The organism is Ignavibacteria bacterium, from assembly GCA_041649015.1.
In the GTDB taxonomy this organism is placed as follows: Bacteria; Bacteroidota; Ignavibacteria; order Tepidaquicellales; family Tepidaquicellaceae; genus CAIKZJ01.
Genome location: JBAZNU010000002.1, coordinates 203,766 through 227,723, shown reverse-complemented (window position 1 = coordinate 227,723; position 23,958 = coordinate 203,766). Strand labels below are relative to the sequence as shown.

The window sequence follows — 23,958 nt, the reverse complement described above, 5'->3', positions numbered from 1 at the left end:
AAGTAATAATCTTAGACTTTTTGAATCAAAAATAAAGGCAAAAGTTGTACTTCTTATATTTTCATTTTTTTATACTAAAGGACTTAATATATTTTGGATTTTATTCAAAATTCAATTCTTTGAAAGGATAGCATTTTTACCAAACTTTTCATTTATCAAATGCATCACTGCAAGATATGGGTGTCTGAAAAGCATCCTTGGTCCTGAAAAACGCATTACGTTTTTAACCTTTTCCCTCATCTCTGGTTTATAACAGTGAACGGCACAGTTCGAACATACAGGTTTGCTGTCCTCAAATGGACAATTTAGTAACCTTGCAAACGCATACTCATTTAATTCCTTGCATTCATTACATAAATTTTCGGTATGATTCTTTTTGCAATAATACCTGATCATTAATTCAATCGTTTCTCTCTCCCTTTTTAGTCTCTTGCTATTTAATTCTGTTTTCTTCACTTCTTATAATTGCAATACCTGACTTTACGTTGAAAATACTCACATTTTGCTCAAATTAAAAATCAATTATTTTGAGCTGTAGGTTATTATATCAAATCAGTTCGTATCTCTGCTGTTTGTAAATAACTATTTCACCAATAGCATCTTCATTGTCTTCGTGAAATTTTCTGACTCAAGCACATAGAAGTATACTCCGCTCTGCAAGTCTGTCCCGCTGAAATCAACAGTATAATTACCGGCTTCCTTCTGTTCGCTCACGAGTGTATTTACTGTCTTTCCAAGAATATTGTAAACCTTCAACGATACAAATCCTTGTTTTGGGACGGAATATGAAATCTTTGTAGAAGGATTAAAAGGATTCGGATAGTTTTGCTTTAATGAATAGGTTAAATGACTTTCATAATTTGTTATCCCCGTTAATGTTCCTGAACATCCGTGAGCAGCATAAACATTAAGCGGTCCTGAACCTGAATAAAGAGCAAAACATGAATCATTAACCGCAAACCTTATACCAACAGCAGGAGCAAAGTATCCTGTCGTAATGTTTATTGTATTCATTCTGTCTGAAATTGTCGTGAAAGAACCGGCTGAATTCACGGATACGTATTTCAAGGAATCCGTGGAGGTTCCCCAAAAAAAGAAACCGAACTTGTGTGTGTTTGCTCCTCGGATACCCGCAATATCAGGCATTGAAACACCGTTTGATGCTGTCCAGATTATGCTTTGGTTTATTGTATTGAAATCCCCGTAATTCGTAGTTCTGAAATATTTCACTCCGTCAGTTGTTCCGCTTTTTTGATTAAATATAAATATAATACTTCCGTTGTTGTTTCCGTTCGAAGATAAACGGCCCCCGTACTTTACGTAGTTAGGTTCGCTGCCCCCCACAAATCCAACGTACTGACCCGGTTCACTCGGTGACGTCAAACTTCCGCTTGCACTCATCTTTGAAAAAAATGCTTTTGTACTGTCAGGCACACCGCAATAAGATATTATCAGAGAATCAATATTATTTCTCTGGAAAAATGCAATGTCCGTGTAAAGATTCTGTTGTACATTTGTTTCTGCTACCCAATATATTTTGCCTCCCTTGTAGCTAAAAACCGGTGTAACTGTGTTCGGTAAGTTAAGCTGTGCAAACTTCTGAGTGTTGACTCTGCCCGTTGTTCCGGCTGAATCAAATGATACGGCTATATAAGCCCATGGAGCTGTAGGCCATATAAAATTATCTGAAGTAATTTTTGGTGAATAATATCTTTTTGTTGCATCATCACCCGGCCATGTGAATGCCCAAAGTGTTCCGGCAAAAGTTCCGGTCAATTGAATCGAAGCACCTCCCGCAAACCATTTTCCCGTACCTCCGTTTGCTCTTAAGCCGTAAACTATATGCAAATACTTATTCGTGCCCCCCTCTATAAGCTCAGCATCTACATCACCGTAATTAAATTTATCCGTTCCTCCTAAAGTTATATTTGCATACGGTACCCAGTGCTCTCCGTTATCCGTTGAGTACAACACCCTCATTGAATCGGGAGTCGAACTCGATCCGGTACCCTGAAATCCTGCTACAACCCATATTCTTCCGGCGGTTGCTCCCACGTATTCCGTTACCGTTGCAATGCATTTTACGTTACTTTTCGAAAGTATCGTAGTGTTCCCAATGGATAAAATCTGCTCTTCAGGATTAGCTTGAGAAACTATTCCCGGATAATAACCCGCGGATAGGGTTATGCTTTCTCCCGTGATTCCGTCTATCTGCTTCTGAATTTTCATAATAGCTGAGTTGTCCGGATTCTGAGATTTTCTGATTTCGTGTATCTTTTTCTCAAGTATGGCAGCCTCCTGCTGCTTACCTGCATCTAAAGATATTTTATTGGCTTCTTGTTTTCCGTCGCTTCTGTATGTGTTTTTATTCTCACCCACAAAATTAAAAGCGTTAGGTACTTCCTGTGATAAAAGAAATGAATTAATTGAAAGAATTAATGCTAAAGATAGCAGTATTTGTATTTTCATTGTTTTCTCCTTTTTCAATAAAACATTTATTATTGAAAATAGTTCGGTATATTTTCATTTATTTTTGCTGTTTTTTATCGGTAATGTCTGTCCCGGTAGGTTAGAATATTGCGTTTGATAAATCTTCAAGAACAATAAAATTCCCTCTTTCTGTTAATTGCGGATTTTTTACGTACCGTATTTCTCTTTTAGAATTTTAGTACTTCTTTGAAATAAATAATGGCTGATTGAATTTATTCTATCTTTCGGTATGCTTTTCCATTTTTCAATATCTGCATTAAACTCCGTATCGAAAATCTCTTTTGACAAATCATCAATCACTAAATAATTTGCCTTTGCATGTGAGTTGTCGCTGTCTTTAATAGAATTGTTAACGAAAAACTCAATCGTTTTATACAGTATTGTATCTGCAAGTGATAACTCTGTTAGCTTGGCTCTGTATTCAAGCTCAACCCCGTCAAGTTTCGGCAGTAAAACATAATCACTAAAATGCCGCCCCTCATGCGCTAAATAACTGATTAGAAACTCTTCACTCTGCAGGTCATACGCATCCTTTACGCAAAAAAGACCTTTTTCATTTGCCCAGCCTCCCGGATAATATTTCCCGAATGTTGCATACTCTTCCCATCCAAGTGTTGCAAATTTTTCCATAAAGGTTACTTTCACCCTAATTGTGTCATCCTTAATCGCAAAAGTATACATTGAATCACACTGAGATTTCCATATTAAAAGGTCAAATAATTTTCCGGTTTTCGCATATCCGGTTGTTAAAAAGCCAAGAGAATTGATGTAGTTTGTTAATACAGTATTAATACTGTCGTCTGATAGACTGTCGGATTTCACAAATTCACTCGCATTTCTTTGAAGAAATTTCTTCAGCGATAATGTAAAACTGCTGTCATGTTTAGATGCATCGGATTTTAAAGCACGATGCCAGTATTCTGAATACAGCCCTATCAATGGCTTAAGTTCTGTCTCAATATTATTAATATAATCGCTTCTGTCTTCATCATGAATAAACCTCAACTCAAATTCTTTCTTAAACTTAAAATCTTTTTCGAACAATAATGTATCAGGGACATCCAATAGTCTCAATGCACTTGTTACATCCGCATCAAGAGTATGAGAATACAATTTAGAATATTTTATCTTTATACTGTCCGCTTGCTCTGCCGACAAATTACAAATGGTAAGAAATAATAAAACTGGTAAAATTGTAAAAAATATCTTCACTGTCAAAAAGTTTAATTCTAAGTGATACGGAAATAATTAGTTGTGGGTTGCATTTAAAACCACAATAATTTTGCCCGAACAACCAAAGATTGTGAGCAGCAATAAAACTGCAATACTTTTATATACTGTTCTATCCTTTCGAATTTACTTCTTATAAATTCTAAAAAGTAAAAAAGGAACAGTTATCAAACTAAAAACCAGCATAGAATATTCGGCAAGAGTATTAGCTTCCCCTTTTATTATATCATGAAGTGCCGCCCAGTCAAGAAGTAAAATAAAATGAATTGCAAATATATATAAGGCTTTGTGTGGTTTTTTACCCGCAGATTTTTGAATGATATCCATTTCTCAAATATTCTTAAATTCAAAACTTTTGCTTTCAAAGTTAATCTAAAACAAATTTCTAACATTATAAATGCATATATCAAATCTGTATTTTTTCAGACTTCGTCTTCTTTAAAACAAAAAGGCACAAACCTTTCGGAACGTACCTTAACATTTGTATTTCTATAACATTATTTCATTCTTATTCCTTACGTTTCCTGAGTGCATCTATCCTTATAAGGTTTTAATAAAAACAAACTCATTACAAAAATAATAACATTCAAATTTTCTACATGTTTTCTCTGCGGTCCTTACTCTTCGAGTCGTAGATCCGACGCGGCGGACGGTCTTTGCGTTAGAATCTCTATCATTTTTTTTCTCTGTTTTGATTGTAGCCCTAGACCACGCCGTGATCTTAGTCTTGGACGCTCTGCAATTATATAATAATTCTTGCTTTTGTTTTCTTTCGATCTTTGCTAACTCAGCGGTGAGAGATATCTTCAATCCCGCCCTTTTTTGTGATGGCTTCCCTTATTTCAGCGACGCATTCGTCTTTGTCCTCTAACTGAGCTGTGGAATAGCGAAGAATACTCCATCCTTTTTTGGTAAGATAGTTATCACGTTTATTGTCTTTTATTGCTTTGTCTTTGTTTATATGGTATGCATCGCCGTCGCATTCAACGTTTAGGTTTCCCTTCCTGCAGAAAGCAGCAAAGAACAAATCTTAATATTTTTGACTTGCGAACTTTGATATATATCTCACTACGGATCGCAAAAATGATTGACTGTTAGTATATAAATATTATATATTACATATAATATAATATATAAAATATATGAAGTATATATAGAATATATATGTTATTATTAACGTTTATATTGTATAATAATAGGCTTGATATTAATATTTCATCATTATATATTGAACAATATAATATAAGTGATATGAATAAATCAATAAGAAGACAAAGATTTGAGAATGTAGCTTCTCGAAGAACTCAACGAATTTTAGATTCGCTCGATTTATTATCTAATTGCTCAAATAGAAGTAATTATGATTTCAACGATGACGATGTAAAGAAAATGTTTACTGCTATTAGAGAGAAGATTAAATCAGTTGAAGCAATTTTTGATAGAGAATTAAACAAACAAATTAAATACAAATTTAATTTTTAAGTTATGGGGAATAATCTAATTTGGCACTTTGGAAATAGTGGAGCTGAAGAACATGGTCCTAACGATTCTATAACGACAACATTTAAAGGGGATATTTATTATTCTTTGGCAAGAGAAGTTATTCAAAATAGTTTAGATGCTATCGATAATGACAAGCTACCAGTTAAAGTGAATTTTGAATTATTTGAAATTCAAGAAGATATCTTTCCTGATTTTTTCAAATTAAAGGATAGATTTAAATTATGTTCAGACTATTTTTCAAATGACAAACCATTTGTAGATTTCTGTTCTGAAGCAATTTCCGTTCTTAATAAAAGATTTATAAAATGTTTAAGAATTAGTGATTATAATACTTCAGGGCTTGAATATAGTGCTGATAATAAAAATAAATTCTACGCATTCATGAAAGCCGTAGGTGTTACTAATAAAACAGGTTCAGGTGCTGGTGGTTCATTTGGATTTGGGAAAGGCGCATATTACGCTGCATCTTCAGTCAGAACTATAATTGTTTCAAGTATATACGGAAATAATTTATCCATTTTTCAAGGAAAGGCTAGATTGACTTCACATGAATTATTTGATGGTACAAAAAATATATTACAAGATTATACTGGTTTATTTGGAAGCGAAGCAGGAAAACCAGTTACTAATATAGAGCATATACCAGATATATTTAAAAGGACAGAAAAAGGAACAGATATAACTCTAATGGGATTTAGAGATTCAGAAGAATGGAGAGACAGCTTAATTAAATCAGTTTTAAATAATTTCTGGTTTGCAATATTCGATAATAAACTCATAGTAGAAATTGATAATATTTTGATATCAAAGGATAATTTAGAACAAATAATATCTTCTTATTATTCTGAAAATGATAATGATGGGAGTGTAAATGATGCTGAAACATGGAATCCATATCCATTTTTTAAAGCCGTTAAATATCATGGAGATCCTACAAACACAAAATGTTTTGTAAAGGATATAGAAATATTAGGGGAAGTAAAATTATATATACTTTTAAAGGAAGGATTACCAAGCCGAACTGTTTTTTTAAGAAGGCCAAAAATGATAGTTTACAAAAAAACTGATAGAAGAGGAATAGATTATGCAGGTGTATTTGTATGTGAAAATGAAAAAGGTAATGAGATACTAAGACGAATGGAGAATCCGCAACATAATGAATGGAAGAAGAATAATTACAAAGAAAATGACAAACCTCATCCTGATGCTAAGAAAGCTGAAGAGGAATTAAAGGCTTTTGTTAAAGAATGCATGGAATCTTTAATGTCTAATGAGAGTGGGAAACCTCAACAAATACTTGAATTAAACAAATATATTAATATACCAGAAGATTTGTTACCGGATAATGATGGTAATGGTGATGGTTCGGGAAGTGGCAATAAGTCACAGGAGGAAGCTGCTAAGGAAACAGCTTTAGAGAAAACTAATATCATAGATCATTCCCCGACATTTATTAAAATAATAAAAGATGATACTATTATAGAAAAAAGTACTGGCACAATAGATAGTGAAGGAGAAGATATTATTTTGACTGGAACGGGTAGGACTGAAGTCGATCCCCCAATACCCCCTCCTCAACCTGGTGAATTACCAGGTTATAAACCTACAAAAGGTTCAACTAAAGGAGAAAATGAAATAAAAATACCTTTAAAAGTAAAATATAGAGTAATGGCTCAAAAGGATTCTAGTGGTAACTTCGTTCATATATTAAATGTAGAAAGCCCAAAACGAACACTTGCAGAGTTAGAATTATTTGCTGGTGTAGATAGTGATAATGAATCTAAAGATAATTTATTGAATATAATTGAAGCATCATTAAATTCCGAAGCACTGAATACAATTAAAAATAACAGATTAATGAAACTTTCACTTGTAGAAGGCTCAAATTTAATTAAAATTAAGTTAGATAGTGACCATAAACATTCATTAAAAATAAATTCATATGAAATTTGACGGTTTTTCGTTCCCACATCCAGTTTTAGGAATAAAAGACGATATAGAAGGAGTATCTTCGGTTGATGAAATAAAATTGGATGAAATGTCTAATTCAGATAATTATATATTAAACATTAAATATAAATTATCAAATATAGATTTGGAAGAAATGATTACTAAGAAGAGTGCTTTTTTCCATTGCGAATTAAATTGTTCTTCCACTTTATTTAGGAAATCTTATTTAAGTGATACATCTCATCATGAAATTTGGATACCGAAAGATTACGTTAGGGACAAAGTCGAGTTACTTTTTACTTTAATATCAACTCATGCATTTAGTAATTATCAAAATTCAAAAGCCCATTGTGATTTTCTAAATTTTAAGTTTGATATTGACAATGGAGATGTATTAGCTTATTTAGGGAAAGGTTATTTTATTGCTGGTATTTCATATCATAAATTGAAGGCTGTTTCATCCTTTATGGAAATTGAGAAAGGAGAAAATGAAACTGGGGATTACAATGTTATTCTCGATAACCCTAAAATATTAATTAAATTGTCAAAAAATGATTATATTAAATATTGTGACAGCAGAATAGGAAAAAATCGAGAATGTGCTACAATTTTTCATTCATCAATTGTTTTACCAACATTAATTCATGCACTTTATCAATTGACAATTAATGATGATTTGAAAGATAAATCTTGGGCAATTCAAATATTTAATCGATTAGATAACGATGAATTATTTATCGGGCTTTCACTCAATGAAGACAATATTTTAAAGATTTCACAGCTAATACTTGGCATGCCTATTGAAAGGCTGCTTAATGATTTATATTTCCAACTGAATACAAAAACGGATACTGATAATTAAATTTAATTAAAATGAAATTTCAAAATATATTCAGAACAGAATATGTCGAACACTTACGAAGAGGAGTCAAAGATGGCTCTTTGATAAAATATTACGAAAGTGATACTTTTCTTTATGACAATGAAAAAATATTACAATTCCCTGTTGAATATTACCCTGAGAATATCAAACTTATTATACCCAATAATAAATCCAATTATGATTTTGAAAATTCAAAAATAATTTACGAATCATATAAATCACTAACACCTTTACAAGCATCAGATATTCGCTTATGGACATATCTTTCCCATATAGATTATTTTGAATATATGAGTAAAAGATGGCCGAGCATTAAAGAGCATTCTGCTGTAAATCCATCTAAATACATTCTTGATCATTGGTTCATTCCATCACCTTCTCAATCTAATTTCTTGAGACATGGGATTGCGGGTTTATGGTGGGTTTCATATCTAACATATGATGAAAATAGAACTGATCATTATGAATTAACTAAAGTTATTTATAGACAATTGGATTTTGCTACCAGAACGCTAGGAACATATAGCCTTGCTAGACACAAAGAAGCGGTTTTTGGAATATTAGAATTTATTTTGGACAATTCTTTGTTATTCGCTAATAATTTCGAAGCAAAATCAAGATACATAACAAAATTAATTAATCAATTAGGAGGTATTAGACCGCTAAGTTATTTTGAGAAAGATTATTTCAAAGGAATATTAATAAATGCAAAAGATAGAATTGGGAATATTTAATTTTATATTGAATTAACATGGCATTAAAAGCTATTGATTTTTTTTGCGGCATCGGTGGAGTAACCCGAGCATTTTTAAATAAGAATATTGATGTAATTGCAGGTATTGATAATGACATTACATGTAAAGAAACATATGAGATAAACAATATTCGGCCTAATGGATTGCATACAAAATTTTTACATGAAGATATAACAAATTTTGACGTGAAAATTGTAAATTCCATGATAAGTAAAAAAAAGGATGACTTAATACTTATTGGCTGTGCACCTTGCCAACCATTTACACAAATAACCAAGAATCTTGGAAAAAGGCATAAAGAAAGAGGACTTCTTAAATGTTTCTCTGATATAATATTAAAATTAAAACCAAAATATGTTTTTCTTGAAAATGTTGAAGGATTAAAATCGGATAAAAACAAAGAGATCTTAATAAATTTTATTAATTCGCTCAAACCTTCCTATAATCTAATACCTCAAGTAGTAAATGCAAAAAACTACGGTGTACCTCAATCAAGGAAAAGAGTTATCCTATTCGGTAAAAGAAAAGGTATAATCTCTTTTCCTGATATTACTCATTCTGATGAATTAGGTTATAATTCAATAAAAACCTTATATGAAGTTATAGGAAATTTACCTCATCTTCATGCAGGTGAAACACACAGTTCTTATAGAAATCACACTGCGTGCAAGTTAACTGGTATCAGTTTAAAAAGGTTGCAATATCAAAAAGAACCAGGTGATGGAATGACAAAATGGCCAATTGAATTACAATTAAATTCAAGAAGATCAAAACAATATAAAGGACATAATGACGTATATTCGAGAATGTTTTGGGATAAACCAAGTGGAACTTTAACAACGAAATTTGTTAGTATCAGTAATGGAAGATTTGCACATCCTGAACAAAATAGGGGTTTGTCAATTTTAGAAGGATTATTAATTCAGTCTTTTCCAAGAAATTTTAAATTGTTACATAAATCAATAAGGATTCAAGCAAAACAAATTGGGAATGCAGTACCGGTCAAATTAGCAGAAGCATTTGCTCAAAAAATAATTGAAGATTATATCAACTAATTTATTTTAGAAAAGATTCTTTTTTATTGTTTCTTCAAACTTTCGTATACAATAATCAATTCTTTTCTCAATATCATTTCCCCAAAATCTAATTACTGTCCAACCTTCAGACTTTAATCTTTTGTTGACAGCTTTATCTCTTTTTATATTTCCCTCAATCTTTTTAATCCAAAACTTCCTATTTGTTTTATGGTCATATTTTCTAACTTTCCAATTCTTCCCGTGCCAGAATTCACTATCCGCAAAAACAGCGATTTTATATTTTTTAAAAGTTAAATCAGGTTTTCCAAAAACTGTTTTATCATTCTTTCGATATCGATATCCTAAATTCCAAAGCACTTTAGATAGTTTAATTTCAATTAAAGAACCAGAACTTTTTATTGCTTGCATATTTTTTCGTCGTAATTCGTTTTTCAATTTCACATTCCCTCTTTACATATTTATAAAAAATTAATACGAATAAATTCTAAGATATTTTTTGAATCATAAGAAATTTTAGCTGATAAATAGAAACTTATATTACTTAATAACCCGAATAGTATTACCGAATGAATTTTATCAACACCAATAATAAATTGATTATTTGTACTTAATTTTTCAGACATCATATTTAGTAACATAAAGAGAATTAACAAAACAAATATATATATTATTGCTAAATTTTTTATTTCCTCACTTGTATATGACAATATTGAGAGATTTGTAATTAATAATCCCATAGAACCAAAAATTAAATTGATATACCAAGAACGGTAGAAATTAGGAGTTTTAAAATAGGAGAATGATTGATAATCAGCAAAAGAATTATCAGTTCGGGATTTATATGCTCCTTTGCTAGAAATCATTGCTGAAAACAATGCAACCAAGTAAAAAATTAAATTTAATATAGTTTTCATAATCAAAAAGTATTAAGAAATGAATATATCTTTTCTAAATATTTAATATCAACAGGTGTTAACAGGTCTTGACGCACATTTGGAGTAGAATAAGGTTTGTATATCAACTTTATAATTGAATTATCTTCAAAAATTACTTCAATAATCCCAATCTTATTAAATTTCATAAGCTTTGAGATTATTTCTTCAGGTATCTCAAACAAGAAATAGTCAGGAAATATTATTAAGGATTGATCTAAACTAATTTTTTTTCCAGAAAGTGTGTTTTGAAAATAACGAAATAGTTTTACATGATGTTCTAGATAGTTCCCAGAGTTGGTAAGATATGGATAAATACTATTTAAAAAATTGTCTTTGAGCAATAAAGAAAATTTTGTTTCCTTTGCAACATCACAACACGCTAAGAATAATTGATAAGAGGCTGTTGAATTAATACGTTCAAAAAGCTTTATAACATCAACATTAAAAGAACTTACAGCATCTTTCATTCTCAATACTTTAAGAAATTTTAACTCCAACACAATATCTAAAAAAGCATTAAAATCAGTAATATCAATTACCGCTTCAGAGTCATTAAAATTAATTAATATTTTGTCTTTCTGATTGACAATCGAAATTGATATTCGTTCTAAATTTTTATTATAATCTCCAGTTTCTAATCTTAGTTTTAACATTTCCAATTACAATATTAATAATGCAATAAACACAAAAGGACCGTCAGGGATTTCTCCCTGACGGATGATTTATAATTTACTTCTTTAATCTCTCTTCTATCTTATCAAGTTCTGCTGTGAGTTCTTTTGGGAGTCTGTCACCGAAGATTTTGTAATATTCGCGCATTTCAGCTACTTCTGCAAGTCCGTCTTCCTTGTTGATTTCAAAGAGTTTCTTGAAGTCCTCGGCTGAGATGTTAAGGCCGTCCATGTCAATTGCGCCCTCTGCTGGTAGTCTGCCGATTGGTGTTTCGATGAATTTTCCTGTGCCGTTCACTCTTTCAAGTGCCCATTTCAACGCACGGATGTTATCGCCGTAGCCGGGCCAGATGAATTTGCCTGCTTCGTTTTTGCGGAACCAGTTCACGAAGAATATTTTTGGTAGTTTATCTGGTGATGATTTCTTTCCGATTTCAATCCAGTGTTTGAAATAATCGCCCATGTGATATCCGCAGAATGGAAGCATTGCAAACGGATCGTGTCTCAGCTTACCCACCGCTCCGGCCGCAGCAGCTGTGGTTTCTGACGCACATGCTGAGCCTAAATATACACCGTGATTCCAGTCGTATGCTTCATTGATAAGCGGTACGAAACTTCCTCTGCGTCCGCCAAAGAAAAATGCACTGATAGGAACGCCTTTCGGATTTTCCCAGTCGGCATCTATTACAGGGCACTGCTTTGCTGGTGCTGTGAATCTTGAGTTCGGATGTGATGATGGCCTTCCTGAATCCGGTGTCCAGTCGTTTCCGTTCCAATCGATTAAATGCTTTGGCTTTTCATCCGTCATTCCTTCCCACCAGATATCGCCGTCATCCGTGAATGCTACGTTTGTGAAGATTGAATTTTCTTCACATGAAAGCATTGCGTTTGCGTTTGTCTTCATCGAGGTCCCCGGTGCAACGCCAAAGAATCCGTATTCGGGATTGATTGCATAAAGTCTTCCGTCTTCCCCGAATTTCATCCATGCAATATCATCGCCGACTGTTTCAACTTTCCATCCCGGAAGTGAGGGCGTAAGCATTGCAAGGTTTGTCTTTCCGCATGCAGACGGAAATGACGCCGCTATGTATTTCTTCTCGCCGTTTGGCGGTGTTAAACCGAGTATCAGCATGTGCTCTGCAAGCCACCCTTCATCATGCGCTAAAACCGATGCTATGCGAAGTGCAAAACATTTTTTCCCGAGAAGTGCATTGCCGCCGTATCCCGAACCGTACGACCAGATTGACCTTTCTTCAGGGAAGTGGCAGATGTACTTGTTTTCATTGCAAGGCCATGCAACGTCTGCTTTTCCGTCTGTCAGAGGCATTCCGACAGAATGCAGGCATGGTACAAAATGACCGTCATCGCCAAGTATGTCAAGTACTGCTTTTCCCATACGTGTCATTATGCGCATATTTACTACGACATATATCGAATCTGTAAGTTCAACTCCTATATGAGCAATCTTTGAACCAAGCGGTCCCATCGAAAATGGAATCACGTACATCGTGCGACCTTTCATGCATCCGTCGTACAGTCCTGACATAATCTTCTTCATTTCAGCTGGCGCCATCCAGTGATTCGTCGGACCTGCATCTTCCTTCTTTTCCGAACAGATGAACGTTCTGTCTTCAACACGGGCTACGTCCTTCGGGTCTGAAATAACCCAGTAAGAATTCGGACGCTTTGGTATCGGTTTGAAAGAACCGTTATCTACGCATTGTTTAATAAGTGTGTCGTTCTCTTCCTGCGAGCCGTCGCACCAGTGAATGTTGTCGGGTTTGCAAAGTTTTGCCATTTCATCAACCCACGCTATGAGTTTCTTGTTGTTGGTCATTGTGTACCTTTCTTTTATATTATTTATTTATGTAATAAATTTTGTCTTCAACTATCAACTTCTAAGTAACTTAAATAAGCTTTTGTTTTATCAAAATAATAATTTAACCCTTATGTCATTCCCGCGTGTTCTTGGCGGCCTGCCTGCCGCAGGTTTACCTTTAGGTTTACCTTTAGGCAGGGAATCTTATCAAGATAGCTTGTTCTCCTCTGCGGCCTTTGCGGTGAAAATCTCTATAATTTGTTTTTCTCTGTTTTGTCTGTATCCATCGCATCTTAGTTTTATATCCATAAAAATGTTGAAATAAAAAAATCTTTTATAAAAATAATTACATTCCAATTTTCTACTTGTTCTTCTCTGCTTCCTCTGCGGCCTTTGCGGTTAAAATTCTCTATCCTTTATTTTTGCTTTTGTTTGCAGCCCGCTTTAGTGGGCATCTCCATTTTCTTAGTCCCCTTTGTGTCCTTTTTGCCCTCAACGCCTTATTGGAAAATCTTCTTGCTTCTAATAAACTTAAATAAGTAATTATTTTATCAAATCCCCATATGTCATTCCCGCATGCTCCTAGCGGGAATCTTATCAAGATATCTTGTTCTCCTCTGCGTCCTTTGCGGTGAAAATTCTCTATCTTTTATTTTTATTTTTTCTTTTGTTTGCAGCTCGCTTTAGTCAGCATCTCCGTTCTCTTAGTCCTCTTTGTGTTCTTTTTGCCCTCCGTGTCTTAACGGAAAATTTTTAGCTAACATCTACTCCTTAAACTCCATCTCCGTCTGATTCGGATTCTTCCTCTCCTCCACAACGTTCGACATCAATATCGCTATCGGCTTCGTCGATTCAAACTTGCTCATAACAATCTTTATCATACTCATCACTGGCACCGAAAGTATCATCCCTACTACTCCCCAGAGATATCCCCAGAATATAAGTGAGAATATTAAAAGTATCGGACTAAGGTTCAGCTTCTCTCCCATCACTTTCGGCTCAATCACATTCCCAAAAACAAATCCAACCGCTGCCATTATTATCAAAAGCAGCACAGGCGTAAAAACATTGTCATACTGGACAAGAGCCGTAAGGAATGGCAGTAGAGTTGCAATGAATGCTCCTATGTTTGGTATATATGCCAGCAAAAATGTAAGCAGTGCCCATACAAGTGCAAAATCAAGCCCGAATATCCAGAACACAATCAATATTGAAACCCCGTGCGAGAAATTTATAAGCGTCTTCCCGATTAAATATTTTCTTACATCCTTAAAAATATCTGCAAGCGTATCGTTTATTGACTTTGCTTTTTCAGAATTAAATGCCTTTGCGATTCTTTTCCTTATACTGCCGACCTCCGTAAGTAGAAACAGTACATAAATAAGTATTAACAGAAAATTCGTGAAGAGTCCCGCGACCCCTGTAATCAAAGTCGTTAAGATTCCTCCTATCGATTCCGGATTCAGATACTTCTTTATATCAATTGCTTTCTCTCCCTCAGGTAGGAGACCATACTGATGAACAAAACTTTCAAATGAATTTAAAAGCGTCTCGCCCTTAGTTATGTACTTAGGTATTTCTGCGTTGAATGATGAAATGCTCGTGAAAATGAATACACTCGATATGTTTGCAATTATTAAAATCGTCAGCAATACTATGATTAGCGCAACCGGTGTTGGTATCTTCTTTCTCTTCATCCATTCGTAAAACGGCTCGAACAGAAATGTAATTATCACAGCCATAAAAAACGGCAGAAGTATTGCCTGAAGTTCTTTCAGTAAATAAAATGAAAAACCAACAAGAAATAAACCCGCAACGATATTTAAAAATTTACTGTTCTTATAATTCATCTTTAAAGATACTTTAAGATTTTCTTATATTCAATAGGGTCTTTCTTTCCTGCCTGCTGAAACCCCCGCAGCCTCAAAGCGCAGCTGTCGCATTCTCCGCATGCTTGTCTCTCGCTCTTGTAGCATGACCATGTTAAATGAATCGGTGCTTTCATCTGTAATGACTTTTCAACTATCTGCTTCTTCGTGAAATTTATAATCGGCGTCTTTATCTTAATTCCTGAACCGGGCTTCGTTCCCAGCGTTATCATTTTCTCGTAAGCCCTGAAAAAACTTTTCCTGCAATCAGGGTAACCGCTTGAATCTTCCTCCACCGCACCTATGTAAATCGCTCGCGCCCCGATTACCTCCGCCCAGCTTACTGCTATCGCAAGTATGTTTGCATTCCTGAACGGAACGTAACTCGTCGGTATCTTGTGAGTTTTTAAATCTGCCTTCGTAACCTCCTCATGCCTGTCAGTTAACGAAGAACCGCCTATTTGCTTTAAATGTGAAACATCAACTACAAGCTTTTGCTTTACTCCGTAATACCTCGCTATTTCGTTGAATGCCTTTAGTTCACGCCTCTGAGTCCTCTGCCCGTAATTTACATGTAAAAATGCCGGCTCGTATTTTTCAAAAGCGTAAGCGGCGGTAAGACAACTGTCCATACCGCCGCTAACCAAAACTATTGCTTTTTGTTTCCTTACCAGAGCCACTTGAACTCTCGTGCTTTTTGTTCGAGTTCGTCCCTGAATTTTGGATGCGCAATGTTGATAAGCAGTCTCGTTCTTTCTCTTAACGTCTTTCCGTATAAATCTGCAATTCCGTATTCAGTGATTATTGTCTGTACGTCTGCCCTCGTAGTTACTACTCCCGAACCCTGTGTTAGCATCGGTACTATCTTTGATATAGTGTCATTCTTCGTCGTAGATGCAAATGCTAATATTGATACACCGCCCTTACTCCTCATCGCTCCCCTCACAAAATCTACCTGACCGCCGAATCCCGAAAATATTCTCGTTCCCATCGAATCTGAACATACTTGTCCGCTTAAATCAACTTGTATCGCTGAGTTTATCGAAATCATATTGTCATTTCGGGAAATATTTACTGGGTCGTTCACAAACTTTGATGAACGGAATTCTATAAGTGGATTGTTATGTATGTAGTCGTGAACTTTGTTAGTACCTATAACGAATGAAGACACAACTTTATTCGGAATAAAAGTTTTTTTCTCGCCGTTTACAACTCCCATGTCTATAAGATCTATCAGACCATCCGAAAACATTTCCGTATGTATTCCGAGATTTTTCTTTTCTCGCAAAAACGGTAGTACTGCATCTGGTATGGCTCCAATTCCCATCTGCAGCGTTGCACCGTCGCAGATTAATGAAGATATGTACTCCGCTATCGTACTGTATATTTTCTTCTCTTCTTCTGTTGCGTTAGCGTCAACCATCGGAACTTCAAGCAATGGCTCATCAATTTCAACTATGTATTTTATCTTGCTTACATGTATAAAGTTGTCACCTAATACCCTCGGCATCTTTGGATTTATCTGTGCAATTATTACCTTCGCATTTTCTGCCGCAATTTTTGTAACCTCATTGCTGACACCAAAAGAACAGTATCCGTGCTCGTCTGGCGGTGATAAATGCAGCATGCATACATCAACATTAAGTTTACCAAGTTCATACAACCAACCTATTTCCGATAAGAAAACAGGATAAAAATCTGCTCGCCCTTCATTTACGGCTTTTCTTACGTTACCCGAACAAAACAATGCATGATGCGTAAAATGTCCTTCCATTTTCGGGTCAACGTATGGCGCCTTGTGAAATGTCGTCAGGTGACCTATCTTTACATTTTCCAACTCTTTATACCTGTCAGTCATTGCATCTATTAAAACGTCAGGATATGCACTGTTTGCATGGATGTGTACGTAATCATTTGATTTTATTACTTTTACCGCTTCTTCAGCTGATACTACTTTACTGGCGTAATTGAGTTTATACATTCTTCGAGGAAATTAATGTTTTTGGTAAAAATTTCTATCTGCAAAATTAGTGATTTATTAAGATTTATAAAATACCTTTCCAAGTATCTTTCCAATTATTTTTTATTTTCTGTCTCCTCCTAAATTCCATAATCAATCTTATACATTTCTGTCGTAATATGTCGTTCACTTTTATTGAATGTTCTGTTTACTGTCCGATGCTAATTTATTTTGAAATTTCCCTTGACTTTTACAAAAAATATTCCTATTTTATTCTAACGAAGGATAATTGCTTTATCCCGTATTCTCTAAATTCGGGATTTAATTTGCAGTTATTTTTAGATGTGCTCTATGCTCTTTAAAATATGAGTGTTTCATGCATTCAAGTAATTATTTAAAGATTTCGCAAATAATTCAGATTTTACATAAAACAAAATAGTCTGAATATCAAATATCTCAAAACCCACTTAAAGTCCACTTCAAACCCACTTCCTGTTCACTTTATATCAAGTTCATTCTCGACAAATCCTCGATGAAAGCTAAACTATTCCTCAGTTGCGTCCAGTTCACCAATAAAAAACAGGAACATTTCTGTTCCTGTTTGTTAAGTTTCTTATTTTATTATTGTTTTAAAGGTTTCCAACCATATTCTTCGGTACTACCCACTTATCAAATTCCTCGGAAGTCAAAAATCCAAGTTCAAGAGCAGTTTCCCTCAATGTCTTGTTTTCTTTGTGTGCCTTCTTAGCAATCTTTGCCGCTTTCTCATAACCAATGTGTGTATTCAATGCAGTCACGAGCATAAGTGAATTCTCTACATGTCTGTTTATAATGGAATAGTTTGGCTCGATTCCAACTGCACAATGTTTATTGAATGAGTCGCATGCATCTCCCAGCAGCCTCGCCGAATGCAGCAGGTTAGTTATCATCACCGGCTTAAACACGTTCAGCTCAAAGTGTCCGTATATTCCCCCCGTCGTTACCGCGACGTCATTGCCTATCACCTGCGCACATACCATCGTCATCGCCTCCGCCTGTGTCGGGTTTACTTTCCCCGGCATTATTGATGAACCCGGTTCATTCTCGGGAATTATTAACTCCCCTATTCCGCTTCTCGGTCCGGAACCCAGCAGCCTGATGTCGTTTGCAATCTTCATCAAACTGACAGCAAGAGTCTTTATTGCTCCCGATGATTCCACCATCGCATCATGAGCAGCAAGCGATTCAAACTTATTCTCCGCCGTCTTGAAAGGATGACCCGCCAGCTCTGAAATGTACTTTGCAACTATCACATCGTAATTCTTAGGAACGTTTAAACCCGTGCCAACCGCAGAACCGCCCAGTGCAAGCTCTGACAAATGAGCAAGCGAATTCTTTATCGCCCTTAGTCCGTGGTCTACCTGTGATACATATCCTGAAAACTCCTGTCCTAAAGTAAGCGGTGTGGCATCCATTAAATGTGTCCTCCCAATCTTCACAACGTCCATAAACTTCTCCGACTTCTCTTTAAGCGTCCTCATCAAGCTCGTTGCCTTTGGAATTGTGTTCTCAACTATCATCTTGTATCCCGCAATGTGCATCGCAGTCGGAAATGTATCGTTCGAAGATTGTGATTTGTTTACATCGTCATTTGGATGTAAAACTTTCTTCTCGTCCGTAAGCTTTCCTCCGCTCAAAACATGTGCCCTGTTTGCTATTACTTCATTCACATTCATGTTCGACTGCGTGCCCGAACCCGTTTGCCATACAACAAGCGGAAACTGGTCATCAAGCTCTCCGTTTAATATTTCATCGCATACTTTCCCAATCAGTTCCATCTTTTCTTTTGGAAGTACACCGCATTCATGATTCGCCATTGCAGCTGCTTTCTTTAATATCGCGAAAGCGTAAATAACTTCCTTCGGCATTAGTTGTGCACCGATTGTGAAGTTCACTTTTGACCTTTGGGTCTGCGCTCCCCAGTACTTTTCCGCAGGAACTCTTACTTCACCCATTGTGTCATGCTCTACTCTGTAGTCCATAATTCTTTGTTTAAATTAATAATATTATTTATTTGCTTTTGTATTATTCTCTTCAATATAAGCTAAAGCTTCTATTACGCTGCCGAATAAATGCTCATCTCCTATTTTATCCAGTATACCCGATTGTACCATCGCAAATAACGGTTGCTTGTGCAAACCTGATATGAGGAACTTTGTCTTCTGAACCTTTAAAGTTGATTCAAGGTCCTCAAGCGCTCTCAATCCGGTCGCATCTATAAGCAGTAAATGCTTCATTTCAAGTATTAAATATTTAGGCTTCTTTTCCACAGGTCGCAATGATTCCGTGAACTGCTCCACTGCTCCGAAGAATAACGAGCCGTGTACCTCAAATATATCAACTCCCTCCGGTAACTTTATATCGCCTTCGTCGCTGTCATACTTGTCCTCTAATTCATCCTTTATATCTTTTGTTATTGCATTCACCTGTGATACTTCTGCCATTCTCCTCATAAAGAATAACGCCGAAAGTACCACTCCTACCTCTATTGCAACAGTTAGGTCAACTACTACTGTTAGTATGAAAGTTACTATCAAAATTATTATATCACTCTTTGGACTTCTTAAAAGTTTTTTAAATGAACGCCACTCACTCATGTTGTATGATACTATAATGAGTATCGCAGATAATGCAGGTATCGGTATCAGTGCCGCCCACTTGCCAAAGAATAACATTATTAACAATAAAACAACTGAATGAATTATTCCGGATATTGGTGTTTTTGCTCCGTTCTTAACATTAGTCGCTGTTCTTGCAATCGCACCCGTTGCAGGAATCCCGCCGAATAAAGGAGAGAATATATTAGCTGCTCCCTGTGCTATTAGTTCCATGTTAGAACGGTGCCTTGAACGTATCATACCATCTGCTACTGATGCTGAAAGCAGCGATTCAATCGCTCCCAGTAATGCTATAGTCACCGCCGGAGAAAACACCCCCATTATCTTATCCAGCGTTATATTCGGTATATGAGGTGTTGGTAACGAATTAGGTACTGCTCCAAACCTGCTCTGTATTGTATCCACTTTTATGTCAAATACCTGCACTATAACTGTCATGACAATTATCACAACTAACGGCGATGGTATTTTATGAGAAACTCTCGGCCAGAAAATAAGAATTAAAAGCGAGATGCCGCCGATAAGTAGTGCATTGTAATTAATTGCTGTGAATTCCTTGAAGTAAACTACCCACTTCGAAATAAAGTCTGCTGGAAGCTCGGCTATCTGTAATCCGAACATATCTTTTATCTGCGATGTAAATATTATAACGGCAACTCCGCTCGTAAATCCAACTACTAAAGGATATGGTATAAATTTTAATAGTGTCCCAAGTCGGGCTATTCCCATTAATACAAGTATCGCTCCTGCCATAAATGTTGCTATTGCAAGACCGTCATAACCGTATTTCTGTACTATGCCGTATATTATTACTATGAATGCACCGGTCGGACCAGCTATCTGAACTCGGCTGCCTCCAAGTAGTGAAACCAAAAATCCGGCAATAATAGCTGTATAGAGTCCTTGTTCCGGCTTTACACCCGACGCTATTGCAAATGCTATTGCAAGCGGTAATGCAACTATCCCGACAATAACACCCGCAGATAAATCTGAAAAAAACTTATCTCTTGTGTATCCTTCCTTGAGAGCTGTCCATAACTTTGGTGTGTATATCTTTTTCAATGAATGTTTCCTCTTTGTTTTATCTCTTTTTTCCGTGCGTTGCAACCACCGTAGTAAACAGTCCCCCGCGTCTCGAATATATTCCTTTCACCTCCATCCACCTCGGCTTCAGCACATAAACCAAATCATCCAGTATCCTGTTTGTAACGTTCTCATAAAATATACCCTCATTCCTGAATGACTGAAGGTAAAACTTCAGTGATTTAAGCTCAACACACTTTCTATCAGCTACATACGAAATAATTATCGTCCCGAAATCAGGCTGACCCGTTTTTGGACATACCGAAGTGAACTCATCTGTCTGATGTACAATCACATAATTTCTCATCGGATGCGAGTTCTCAAATGTTTCCAGTAACGCAATCTTTTTCTTATCTAATACCGATTTATTCTTCATTTATTATATTATTATTTATTTTTCTTAATTTACTTATTTCTGGAATCAAATAAAATAAACTATATCATTCACGCCAGTATCAATATAACCGCTGCAAGCGTACCCAATACTGCCTGCCACACCAATTTCCTATACATAATCACATCACCCTTCTTAGTAAACAAAAGACCATAAGGAGTCCACCAAGCCCATTTCACACCGTTACTTTTTACTTCTTTCTTGAAATTCCCCCTGTCATTTCCATAATTAAACATTTCACAGTATAGATAGTAAAGAAAATCGCATCCCCACGTCCACCAGATTATATTAAATCCAATCGCAGCCCTCCATCCCGAAATATAATATAACAGAATGGTCAAGAATAATTGAAACAATCCCTGCACAACCCTGTATCCTCTATCCTTGTTGAATTCTGCCCACCCTTTCTTCAAACTTATATTAAATCCAAAATAATCAAATAATGCAAAGACTGTTGAAGCAAGAACTGTATAAAGTAAACTAAATATAGTTTCCATAAATTAAATTAATAATCTCTGCAAAAACAAAAAACGCACTATGATTCACTTATTATTATATAGTAATTTAATTTTAACTTCTTTATTTTTAATCATAAGCGGGAGTAATTCAGCGGTAGAATGCGACCTTCCCAAGGTCGACGTCGCGGGTTCGATCCCCGTCTCCCGCTCAACTTTATCCTCTCTTGTTATGAAAAGGGATTTTACGGTATTTACTTTTTAAACCCTGTTGTTTATTTTTAATTCTATGAATGCTCAAAACATCTCCGAAGTAACCGGTTTTTGTAATGTTAAAGGCGGTAAGATTTGGTACAAAATTATCGGTACAGAAAAACAAGGTACTCCGCTTATCTGCATTCATGGCGGTCCCGGTGGCAGTCACGATTATTTGCTAACATTGACTCCACTCTCTTCTGAAAGACCCCTCATCTTTTACGACCAGCTCGGTTGCGGTAACTCTGATAAACCTTCTGATAATTCTCTTTGGACTGTTGAAAGATATACTGATGAACTGAACCTGCTTGTCGAGCATTTAAAATATGACTCGGTTATTCTTCTCGGACAGTCATGGGGTACTGTTCTAGCTCTCGAATATCATTTGTTATTTCCTCAAAAGGTTAAAGCTTTAATATTATCTGGTCCGCCTGTAAGTGCGGAATTATTCATCGAGGGGGCTCGCTCTTATCTTCCTATGTTGCCTGAAAACATTAGGAATACAATAATTGAATATGAAGATAAAAAAGACTTCACAAATCAAAAGTATATTGATGCAATGAACTTTTACTACAATCTGCATCTTTGCCGTATGAATCCTTGGCATCCTTTGTTATTAGAAACATTTGGAAAAATGAATGCAAATATTTATAACTATATGTGGGGACCAAGTGAATTTACGGGAACAGGCTCGCTAATGAAATATGACAGAACTAATGAACTTAATAATATCTCTATCCCCGTCCTTTTTACCTGTGGCGAATATGACGAAGCGGCTCCTTACATTGTCGAAAGATACAGTAAAACAATTCCTGATTCTGAGTTTGTTGTTATGAAAGATTGTTCTCATAGTCATCATCTTGAAAATATTGATGAATACAATTATATTGTTAAATCATTCATCAATAAATTAAATTGATTGTCAATTAGTGACTATAGGAAAAAAATATTTCACTGTCGGTCCTACTGAACTCTCAGATGGAATACTGGATTACTACAAAGAAGCTGTAGAAAATAATTTGTTTTCGGTTTCTCACCGCTCTGCAGAATTCGAAGAAATAAACTCTCATACCGTAAATTCCCTTAAATTACTACTCGGAATACCGGACGACTTCTACGTTTTCTTCCTGTCATCCGCAACAGAATGTATGGAGCGCTCACTGCAAAGTCTGGTTGCCGAAAAATCATTCCATTTCATTAACGGATATTTTGCTCAAAGATATTTCGATATTGCAAAAGCGCTCGGAAAGTATCCCGTATGCGCCAAATCTGATTTCGGAAAGAGTTTTAATTATGACAGTATCGACATACCAAAAGAAACTGAAATGTTATGCATTACACATAACGAAACAAGTACAGGTACTGTATTTAATACCGATAAACTATATGAACTGAAGCAGGTTAACCCTCATATTATTATAGCAATTGACGCTGTTACTTCAATTCCTTATTACAAGTTTGATTATTCTTATATTGACCTTCTGTTTTTCTCTGTTCAAAAGGGATTCGGTCTGCCTCCCGGACTTGGCGTTATAATTTGCAGGAAAAACCTTATTGAGAAATCGAAATCTCTTTCCGGAAAAGGATTAAACATAGGCTCATATAACAGTTTCGTGAAGCTTGCCGCTAATGCTGATAAGAATCAGACTACTATGACTCCTAACATCACTGCAATCTATTTACTGGGTCGTGTATGCAATGATTTGTACTCCAAAGGTCTCGATATTATTAGAGAGGAGACCCTGAAGAAAGCAAACTTGATTTATAGTTTCTTTGATAAACATCCTAACATTAAACCGTTCGTTAAAGATGAAGACTTACGATCAAAAACAACTATAGTTCTTGAATCAAATGTTGATACGGATAAAATACTTTCTAAACTCGAGTACAACGATTTTGTTGTGAGCAGCGGTTATGCAGATTATAAAAACAAACACATCCGTATCGGTAACTTCCCTATGCACAAATTCGAAGATGTAAGCAACCTTCTTTACTTATTTAAGAAATTCTGAT

Annotated in this window: 22 protein-coding genes and 1 tRNA gene; 8 read left to right on the top strand and 15 right to left on the bottom strand. The window is 35.4% G+C overall.

Features of this window, described 5'->3' with window-relative positions; genetic code table 11:
* Nucleotides 1-111: 111 nt before the first annotated feature.
* From WC644_04145 to WC644_04130, 4 genes are all read right to left on the bottom strand, one after another.
* The gene (locus tag WC644_04145; protein MFA5011125.1) at nt 112-456 is read right to left on the bottom strand and encodes a nitrous oxide-stimulated promoter family protein; all 345 of its coding nucleotides are present in this window, start codon (nt 454-456) and stop codon (nt 112-114) included.
* 126 nt (nt 457-582) lie between these two features.
* Nucleotides 583-2,469 (bottom strand): T9SS type A sorting domain-containing protein, encoded by a 1,887-nt coding sequence (locus WC644_04140; GenBank protein ID MFA5011124.1) that lies wholly within the window; start codon nt 2,467-2,469, stop codon nt 583-585.
* Between the two features lie 168 nt (nt 2,470-2,637).
* Nucleotides 2,638-3,702, bottom strand: a complete 1,065-nt coding sequence (locus tag WC644_04135) for a hypothetical protein (GenBank protein MFA5011123.1) — start codon at nt 3,700-3,702, stop codon at nt 2,638-2,640.
* Nucleotides 3,703-4,507: 805 nt separating this feature from the next.
* Nucleotides 4,508-4,747, bottom strand: a complete 240-nt coding sequence (locus tag WC644_04130; GenBank protein MFA5011122.1) for a DUF559 domain-containing protein — start codon at nt 4,745-4,747, stop codon at nt 4,508-4,510.
* A gap of 224 nt (nt 4,748-4,971) precedes the next feature.
* On the opposite strand from WC644_04130, the gene WC644_04125 reads away from it, so the two are divergent.
* Genes WC644_04125 through WC644_04105 form a run of 5 tightly spaced genes read left to right on the top strand, consistent with a single transcriptional unit; the run spans nt 4,972 to nt 9,866 of the window.
* Nucleotides 4,972-5,202: a hypothetical protein gene (locus WC644_04125; GenBank protein ID MFA5011121.1), complete on the top strand. Its 231-nt coding sequence runs from the start codon at nt 4,972-4,974 to the stop codon at nt 5,200-5,202.
* Between the two features lie 3 nt (nt 5,203-5,205).
* Nucleotides 5,206-7,176, top strand: coding sequence for a hypothetical protein (locus WC644_04120; protein ID MFA5011120.1), 1,971 nt, complete (start codon nt 5,206-5,208; stop codon nt 7,174-7,176).
* On the top strand, nt 7,166-8,035 hold the full coding sequence (locus WC644_04115; GenBank protein ID MFA5011119.1) for a hypothetical protein: 870 nt from the start codon (nt 7,166-7,168) through the stop codon (nt 8,033-8,035). Before WC644_04120 ends, WC644_04115 begins: the two co-directional genes overlap by 11 nt.
* Before the next feature lie 11 nt (nt 8,036-8,046).
* A complete protein-coding gene (locus tag WC644_04110) occupies nt 8,047-8,790 on the top strand; it encodes a DUF6339 family protein (GenBank protein MFA5011118.1) in 744 nt (247 codons plus the stop codon).
* A gap of 17 nt (nt 8,791-8,807) precedes the next feature.
* Nucleotides 8,808-9,866: a DNA cytosine methyltransferase gene (locus tag WC644_04105; GenBank protein ID MFA5011117.1), complete on the top strand. Its 1,059-nt coding sequence runs from the start codon at nt 8,808-8,810 to the stop codon at nt 9,864-9,866.
* A 6-nt stretch (nt 9,867-9,872) separates the two neighbouring features.
* Here WC644_04105 and WC644_04100 read toward each other — a convergent pair whose 3' ends face one another.
* The 11 genes from WC644_04100 to WC644_04050 all read right to left on the bottom strand — a co-directional run bounded on the left by WC644_04100 (nt 9,873) and on the right by WC644_04050 (nt 21,732).
* Nucleotides 9,873-10,289, bottom strand: coding sequence for a very short patch repair endonuclease (locus WC644_04100; GenBank protein MFA5011116.1), 417 nt, complete (start codon nt 10,287-10,289; stop codon nt 9,873-9,875).
* Between the two features lie 17 nt (nt 10,290-10,306).
* Nucleotides 10,307-10,762, bottom strand: coding sequence for a hypothetical protein (locus WC644_04095; protein MFA5011115.1), 456 nt, complete (start codon nt 10,760-10,762; stop codon nt 10,307-10,309).
* Between the two features lie 2 nt (nt 10,763-10,764).
* Nucleotides 10,765-11,436: a hypothetical protein gene (locus WC644_04090; GenBank protein ID MFA5011114.1), complete on the bottom strand. Its 672-nt coding sequence runs from the start codon at nt 11,434-11,436 to the stop codon at nt 10,765-10,767.
* Between the two features lie 76 nt (nt 11,437-11,512).
* Nucleotides 11,513-13,291 carry a phosphoenolpyruvate carboxykinase (GTP) gene (locus tag WC644_04085; GenBank protein ID MFA5011113.1) on the bottom strand — a complete coding sequence of 593 codons (1,779 nt, stop codon included), beginning with the start codon at nt 13,289-13,291 and terminating at the stop codon, nt 11,513-11,515.
* Between the two features lie 746 nt (nt 13,292-14,037).
* Complete coding sequence (locus WC644_04080; GenBank protein MFA5011112.1) at nt 14,038-15,123, bottom strand: AI-2E family transporter; 1,086 nt, start codon at nt 15,121-15,123, stop codon at nt 14,038-14,040.
* Nucleotides 15,124-15,125: 2 nt separating this feature from the next.
* Nucleotides 15,126-15,821, bottom strand: a complete 696-nt coding sequence (gene queC / locus WC644_04075; GenBank protein ID MFA5011111.1) for a 7-cyano-7-deazaguanine synthase QueC — start codon at nt 15,819-15,821, stop codon at nt 15,126-15,128.
* Nucleotides 15,809-17,122: an acetyl-CoA hydrolase/transferase C-terminal domain-containing protein gene (locus WC644_04070; GenBank protein MFA5011110.1), complete on the bottom strand. Its 1,314-nt coding sequence runs from the start codon at nt 17,120-17,122 to the stop codon at nt 15,809-15,811. The genes queC and WC644_04070 overlap by 13 nt, the downstream gene beginning before the upstream one ends.
* A 608-nt stretch (nt 17,123-17,730) precedes the next feature.
* Complete coding sequence (gene fumC, locus WC644_04065) at nt 17,731-19,122, bottom strand: class II fumarate hydratase (protein MFA5011109.1); 1,392 nt, start codon at nt 19,120-19,122, stop codon at nt 17,731-17,733.
* Nucleotides 19,123-19,146: 24 nt separating this feature from the next.
* Complete coding sequence (gene sulP, locus WC644_04060) at nt 19,147-20,820, bottom strand: sulfate permease (protein ID MFA5011108.1); 1,674 nt, start codon at nt 20,818-20,820, stop codon at nt 19,147-19,149.
* Nucleotides 20,821-20,839: 19 nt separating this feature from the next.
* On the bottom strand, nt 20,840-21,217 hold the full coding sequence (queF, locus tag WC644_04055) for a preQ(1) synthase (protein ID MFA5011107.1): 378 nt from the start codon (nt 21,215-21,217) through the stop codon (nt 20,840-20,842).
* 68 nt (nt 21,218-21,285) lie between these two features.
* Entirely contained in the window at nt 21,286-21,732 is a 447-nt protein-coding gene (locus tag WC644_04050; GenBank protein MFA5011106.1) for a hypothetical protein, read from the bottom strand.
* Between the two features lie 98 nt (nt 21,733-21,830).
* Here WC644_04050 and WC644_04045 point away from each other — a divergent pair.
* From WC644_04045 to WC644_04035, 3 genes are all read left to right on the top strand, one after another.
* Nucleotides 21,831-21,902: transfer RNA gene (locus tag WC644_04045), tRNA-Gly, on the top strand.
* Nucleotides 21,903-21,979: 77 nt separating this feature from the next.
* Nucleotides 21,980-22,864 carry a proline iminopeptidase-family hydrolase gene (locus tag WC644_04040; GenBank protein MFA5011105.1) on the top strand — a complete coding sequence of 295 codons (885 nt, stop codon included), beginning with the start codon at nt 21,980-21,982 and terminating at the stop codon, nt 22,862-22,864.
* A 10-nt stretch (nt 22,865-22,874) separates the two neighbouring features.
* Complete coding sequence (locus tag WC644_04035) at nt 22,875-23,957, top strand: aminotransferase class V-fold PLP-dependent enzyme (GenBank protein ID MFA5011104.1); 1,083 nt, start codon at nt 22,875-22,877, stop codon at nt 23,955-23,957.
* The last annotated feature ends 1 nt before the right edge of the window (nt 23,958 follow it).